The organism is Lewinella sp. W8 (genome assembly GCF_004375085.3).
GTDB lineage: Bacteria > Bacteroidota > Bacteroidia > Chitinophagales > Saprospiraceae > Neolewinella.
In genome coordinates, this window is sequence record NZ_SNAQ03000013.1 from 65,634 (window position 1) to 73,257 (window position 7,624).

The 7,624-nt window shown below is 55.3% G+C and carries 1 protein-coding gene; it reads left to right on the forward strand.

Annotated features, from left to right (window positions below):
* Positions 1 to 2,199: 2,199 nt before the first annotated feature.
* Positions 2,200 to 7,624, forward strand: a 5,425-nt coding sequence (locus E1J53_RS14975) for an SdrD B-like domain-containing protein (RefSeq protein WP_216650057.1), incomplete at its 3' end; no start/stop codon positions are given.

The window sequence follows — 7,624 nt, forward strand, 5'->3', positions numbered from 1 at the left end:
TAGGCCGCCTAATCCATTGGTGGTCAGTAGTTTCTTTCGGGAAGATGTCTGCTTCGGACAGCCTGCCTGAGCGTATTATCCATCTTTGTTTTTTTGGTTTTTATTCTCTCGTGAAAAATGACTAGACCTAGTTCCTCCAGACACTCTGCTGGTGAATTATTGTGTGCCGCTTACCGCTTCGGTAAGGGGCTCTCGTCGTTTTGTCAAGTTGCAACACTCATGAAATACTCTCTGATCGACCTAAAAGAAAGCACTATGCTTCAATTTCTATCCCGTCATTTTAATGGTTTTTCTAAAGACCTCATGATCAAAATGGCCATTTCCCTGATAATCATTTTGCCCAGTTCTGGATGGCTTAATGCTCAAGCCTGTGACTGTACGGAATACATTTACGTAAATGAGCGGGGTGATGGATCGGTACACAAATTTGCGGTCGATGCCGCTGATGGTAGCCTGACGGAGATAAGTCCTACGGGGCCTTGGTACCCGGGAGTGGGGGGAGTTAGTGAACTGCCAAGCCCACATGGCCTGGGAGTAGACGTTAATGGCTTCCTGTACATTTCGGAGGATTGGGACGATCCTACCGCAGACATTAGGAGGTTGCGCTGTGATGGTACGCTCTTGCCCGAAACAGAGTTCCGTCTACCGGCCCAGGCTTTCAATATTACAGCCGTAGGAAATGTATTGGTCTACAATCAGGTTGGTGGTGGTACTGGTCCTGGTTTTGCCCTGGATTGGACTGAAATAAGGTCCTACGATATTTGTTCTGACACCCCGCTTGGAGCTGCATGTTTTGAAGATAATATGGGGAATCAGGTTTCTACCAGATGGGGCTTGTGGAAAGACAATGATGATACTTTCTGGGCCTATTCCTACAACGATGACGGTGACTACATTTACAACTTCACTTTAGCGGAAATTCAAGGGGGAAGTTGTATCACGCCTACTTTGTCGGCTGGTGCAGGCACCTTTTTTACTGAAAATAGAGATCAGGTAAGGGGGATCACGACCGATCCAAGTGGAGATATTTATGTAGTCAATTCCCAGTCGTTTGGTGGTCCTGGCCGGGTCACAAAAATTAGTAGTACGGGAACCGTACTGGCGCAAACTCCCGTAGATAACGCGGCCGATGGAGATGGTTGGTATGGTATCATTGGCCTGGTCTATTCAGATGACTGTGACTGTTTATACTCTTCCAACTTTACCACGGTGGATGATTGTGTAACGAGATTCCCGCTAGATCTCAATCCAGCTAACATCGTTACGGCAGTAGGTCCAACCGGTGGAGATCCCAGCAATAATACTGATGGTATTGCCGGGAAAGCCATTGGTAAACTCAAAGAGTGTTGCCCAGTCGCCAGTACCACCCTAAATGAAACAGTGTGCTATAGTGGGGTAGACGAGAATTATTCTCTAAACGAAATTTTTTCTTGCGGAGATGGTGTCGTTTGTGAGGGTATGTGGTCAGAAGTACCCGGTTCAGACGCCAACAATGTTTTTGAATTTGTCCAGTGTGATTTATCCGTAACGGTCTCTGGTGTCGGATGTGCTACCTATCGATTGGAAAAAACAACTCCCGCGATGGGGAATCAGCAGTGTGGAATGTTCCAGATTGACGTTGAAATTTGTACAACGGCACCACCAACTGCTGTACCCACTGCTAGTGAAGGCACCTGTGATGGAATGCTTCCTAACGATGATGCCTCGATTACCCTTGGTAGTATCATGAACGGAAATGTTGTGGGTATTAGCTCTGCTGGTGCTGCGATGTATGATGGATCTGGGTATGATGCCGCCGCTGCCGCAGCTGACTTGATGATGGTAATGGGCGGAGCCGTAAACTTTGCGGGCTTAGAACATGATGCTCAGTACTTCCTGCGAATTTTCAGTGGTTCTGATAATTGTTTTACGGATGTATCGATCTCTACACCTGCCATTAATTGTAGTGGCGTACCACCCATTGTGATTGAGGCGGCGGCTAGCTGTGCGGATGAAAATGGAGATCAGGCTGCCGAGAATCAGTATTACATTGAAGTTACGGACATTATGAGTCCGACGCCGGCAGTTGGCGATTTTGAAGTAACCGTTAATGGGGTTTCCCTAATCTGGATGGGCACACCGCTAGTTTTCGGCCCCTTTGCCCACTCCGGTGTAGGGGGAGCAGTACAGGTAGTGTCAGTTGAAGATACTGGTGACCCAATGTTGACGGCAACAATTGAAGTCCCAGAAGTATTGTGTGGTGTAAATGACGGTGGTCAGGCTTCCGGGCACTTCTGCAACTTTACGGATGATCCATCGGTCCCCTCCGGAGCGATATTGGCCCAGTCTCAGCCCGGAACCTTCATGGCGGGCGGCACCAGTGGTCAGGTACAGATGTACGTTCTGGTGCGGAATGGTGTCATCGTACAATCTAACCTTACGGGGCTTTTCACCGGGCTTCCCAGCGACACCTACCAGGTCTACGCCGTCAACTTCCGCGATGATGAAGATGTGGCCAACTTCCTGATTCCCGGGGAGTCCTTCCAGCCCGTATTAGACGGCCTGAATGGCATGGGGCCATTGGCGAATGCCTGTTACACAGTGTGTAATACGTCACCGCCCATCACCATCGACGTTAATTGTTTCAGCCTGGGCTCTACGGTATTTGTGGACCTGGATGATGATGGTGTATATGAGCCGGGTGATGGAGAAACCGGTATTCCCGGAGTTACGGTTGAGCTTTATGCTGCCGGTGATACGCCCGGGGTAGACGATCCGATCGCTACTACGACCACCGGCCCCAACGGCGATTACTACTTCGGCGGACTTCCTGTCGGAGATTACGTGGTGTCTATTCCTACGGCCCCCAACGATTTTCCCACGTCCTCCACGGGAGCTACTGCCGGAACGGATGACAACGATAACGGAATGCAAACCACCTCCGGTGACCGCACGACCAGCGGAGTCATCACCCTCTCCGAAGGGGATGAACCCAATGACGGTGACGGAGATGAAGACGGTCAGGCGGGCGACCAGGACGATAACGTAGCTTATCCGGAAGGCGGAATGAGCAATGACGACGCCAACGGCGACATGACCGTTGATTTTGGCTTTGTTCCCATCTTCGACCTTGCGCTGACTAAAGTGGTTTCTGCTCCGGCCACCGGCATGGTGATGCCCGGCGATGCGGTAACCTTTACCATTACCGTGGAAAACCAGGGAATGGTGGACGCTACGGATGTCGTCATTACCGATTATATCCCCGCTGGCCTGTCTTACAATGTAGCCAGCAACGGTCTGGGTTGGACCGACAACGGGGCTACGGCTTCAACCACCATCGATAATCTGGACGTTGGCGAAAGCACCACCATTGATATTGTGTTCACCGTTGACGGTGGTACGGATGGTGACGTGATTGTCAACCTGGCGGAAATTTCTGACGCCTCGGGTCCGAGTGGCAATCCGCTGCCGGACGTTGATTCAACCCCCGACGCCGATTCCACCAACGATGCGGGCGGTGCTCCGAATACGGGCTCCGACGACGTCACCAGCGGTGACGGCACTGGTGCTCCCGGCGATACTGATCCTAACACGGACGAAGATGACGCCGACCCCGCGCAAATCATGGTCAATCCCTTCGACCTTGCGCTGACTAAGGTGGTTGCTGCTCCGGCCTCCGGCATGGTGATGCCCGGCGATGCGGTGACCTTTACCATCACGGTGGAGAACCAGGGAATGGTGGATGCTCAGAATGTTGTCATCACTGACTACATCCCCGCTGGACTGACCTACAACGTGGCCAGCAATGGTCTGGGCTGGACCGATAACGGAGCCACGGCTACGGCCACCATTGCAGATCTGGACGCTGGTCAAAGCACAACGATTGACATTGTCTTTACGGTGAATGCCGGTACGGATGGTGACGTGATCACTAACGTGGCCGAAATTTCCTCTGCTCAGGACGATCAGGGAGGAACACCCACGGACGTTGACTCCACACCCGATGCCGACAGCACAAATGATGCGGGTGGTGAACCGGGAACGGCTGCCGACAACGCCACCACGGGTAACGGTAGTGGAGCTCCCGGTGATGGACAGGAAGGGACGGACGAAGACGACGCCGACCCCGCCCAGATTATGGTCAATCCCTTTGACCTCGCCCTGACTAAAGTATTGAGTGCTCCCGCCAATGGCGTAGTCATGCCCGGTGATGCGGTAACCTTCACCATCACGGTAGAGAACCAGGGAATGGTAGATGCCCAAAACGTGGTCATCACCGACTATATCCCCGCTGGACTGACCTACAACGTTGCCAGCAATGGCCTGGGCTGGACCGACAACGGAGCCACGGCTTCCGCTACGATTGCTGATCTGGACGCCGGCCAAAGCACGACGATCGACATTGTCTTTACGGTAAATGGCGGCACGGACGGTGACGTGATCACTAACGTGGCCGAAATTTCCTCCGCTCAGGACGATCTGGGAGGAACACCTACGGACGTCGATTCAACCCCCGATGCCGACAGCACGAATGACGCTGGCGGGGAGGCGGGGACGCCTTCTGATGACGCTACTACCGGAAACGGTACTGGTGCTCCTGGCGATACGGAAGAGAATACGGACGAAGACGACGCCGACCCGGCGCAGATTACGGTAGCTTCGTTTGACCTTGCCCTGACTAAGGTGGTCAGCATGCCGGCCGATGGTGTAGTTATGCCCGGCGATGCGGTAACCTTCACCATCACGGTAGAGAACCAGGGAATGGTGGACGCCGAAAACGTGGTCATCACGGACTACATCCCCGCTGGACTGACCTACAATGCGGCCAGTAATGGTCTGGGCTGGACCGACAACGGAGCCACGGCCTCCGCCACGATTGCTGATCTGGACGCCGGCCAAAGCACGACGATCGACATCGTCTTTACGGTAAATGGCGGTACGGATGGTGACGTGATTACCAACCTGGCGGAAATTTCTTCGGCTGAGGACAATGCCGGCGGTACGCCCACGGACATTGACTCTACCCCGGACACTGATGGCACGAATGATGCGGGTGGTGAGCCAGAAACGGGGTCCGATGACGTAACCAGCGGTGACGGTAGCGGTGCTCCCGGCGATACCGATCCAAATACGGACGAAGACGACGCCGACCCTGCGCAGATTATGGTTGCTCCCTTTGACCTGGCGTTGACCAAGGTGGTCAGCATGCCGGCCGATGGCGTAGTCATGCCCGGTGATGCGGTAACCTTCACCATCACGGTAGAGAACCAGGGAATGGTGGACGCCCAGAACGTGGTCATCACCGACTACATCCCCGCTGGACTGACCTACAATGCGGCCAGCAACGGCCTGGGTTGGACCGACAACGGAGCCACGGCCTCCGCCACGATTGCTGATCTGGACGCCGGCCAAAGCACGACGATCGACATCGTCTTTACGGTTAATGGCGGTACGGATGGTGACGTGATTACCAACTTGGCGGAAATTTCTTCTGCCGAAGATGATGCTGGCGGTACGCCCACGGACATTGACTCTACCCCGGACACTGATGGCACGAATGATGCGGGTGGTGAGCCAGAAACGGGCTCCGATGACGTCACCAGCGGTGACGGTAGCGGTGCTCCCGGCGATACCGATCCAAATACGGACGAAGATGACGCCGACCCTGCGCAGATCATGGTTGCTCCCTTCGACCTGGCGTTGACTAAGGTGGTCAGCATGCCGGCCGATGGCGTAGTCATGCCCGGCGATGCGGTAACCTTCACCATCACGGTGGAAAACCAGGGAATGGTGGATGCCCAGAACGTGGTCATCACCGACTACATCCCCGCTGGACTGACCTACAATGCGGCCAGCAATGGCCTGGGCTGGACCGACAACGGAGCCACGGCCTCCGCCACGATTGCTGACCTGGACGCTGGCCAAAGCACGACGATCGACATCGTCTTTACGGTAAATGGCGGTACGGATGGTGACGTGATCACCAACCTGGCGGAAATTTCTTCTGCCGAAGATGATGCTGGCGGTACGCCCACGGACATTGACTCTACCCCGGACACTGATGGCACGAATGATGCGGGTGGTGAACCGGGTACGCCTTCTGATGACGCAACTACCGGAAACGGTACTGGTGCTCCCGGCGATACGGAAGAGAATACGGACGAAGACGACGCCGACCCTGCGCAGATCATGGTTGCTCCCTTCGACCTGGCGTTGACCAAGGTGGTCAGCATGCCGGCCGATGGCGTAGTCATGCCCGGCGATGCGGTAACCTTTACCATCACGGTAGAGAACCAGGGAATGGTGGATGCCCAAAACGTGGTCATCACCGACTACATCCCCGCTGGACTGACCTACAATACGGCCAGCAACGGCCTGGGCTGGACCGACAACGGAGCCACGGCCTCTGCCACGATTGCTGATCTGGACGCTGGCCAAAGCACGACGATCGACATCGTCTTTACGGTGAACGGTGGCACGGATGGTGACGTGATCACCAACCTGGCGGAGATTTCTTCGGCCGAGGATGATGCCGGTGGTACGCCCACGGATATTGACTCTACTCCGGACACTGACGGCACGAATGATGCGGGTGGTGAACCGGGTACGCCTTCTGATGACGCTACTACCGGAAACGGTACTGGTGCTCCCGGCGATACGGAAGAAAATACGGACGAAGACGACGCCGACCCTGCGCAGATCATGGTTGCTCCCTTCGACCTTGCGTTGACCAAGGTGGTCAGCAATCCCGCCAATGGCATGGTTATGCCGGGCGACGTGGTAACCTTCACCATCACGGTAGAGAACCAGGGGATGGTGGACGCCCAGAACGTGGTCATCACCGACTACATCCCCGCTGGACTGACCTACAATGCGGCCAGCAATGGCCTGGGCTGGACCGACAACGGAGCCACGGCCTCCGCCACGATTGCTGACCTGGACGCTGGCCAAAGCACGACGATCGACATCGTCTTTACGGTAAATGGCGGTACGGACGGTGACGTGATTACCAACCTTGCGGAAATTTCTTCGGCCGAGGATGATGCCGGTGGTACGCCCACGGATATTGACTCTACTCCGGATGCCGACGGCACGAATGATGCGGGTGGTGGACCGGGTACGCCTTCTGATGACGTCACCAGTGGTGACGGTAGCGGTGCTCCCGGCGACACGGATCCCAACACGGACGAAGATGATGCTGACCCTGCCCTGATTCGGGTAAATCCCTTCGACCTGGCACTGACCAAAGTGTTGAGTGCTGGTCAGGAGCCGGTCGTTGAGCCGGGCGATGAGGTTTCGTTCACGATTACGGTGACGAACCAGGGTATGGTTACGGCCGCCAACATTGAGGTAACCGATTACATCCCCACGGGACTGAGCTTCAGCGCCAACAACGATGGTGCGATCTGGACGGACAATGGTGACGGTACGGCTACGGCCGCGATCGCCGGCGAACTGGCATCCGGAGAAAGCACGACGCTGACGATCCTGCTGACGGTAGACGCCGGCACGGACGGTGAAGACCTGGTGAACGTAGCCGAGATCAGTGCGGCTACGGACAGCGAAGGCGGTGCGGTGGAAGACATCGACTCTACGCCGGACACCGATGACGGTAACGACGCTGGTGGTGCCGTAGGTACGCCTT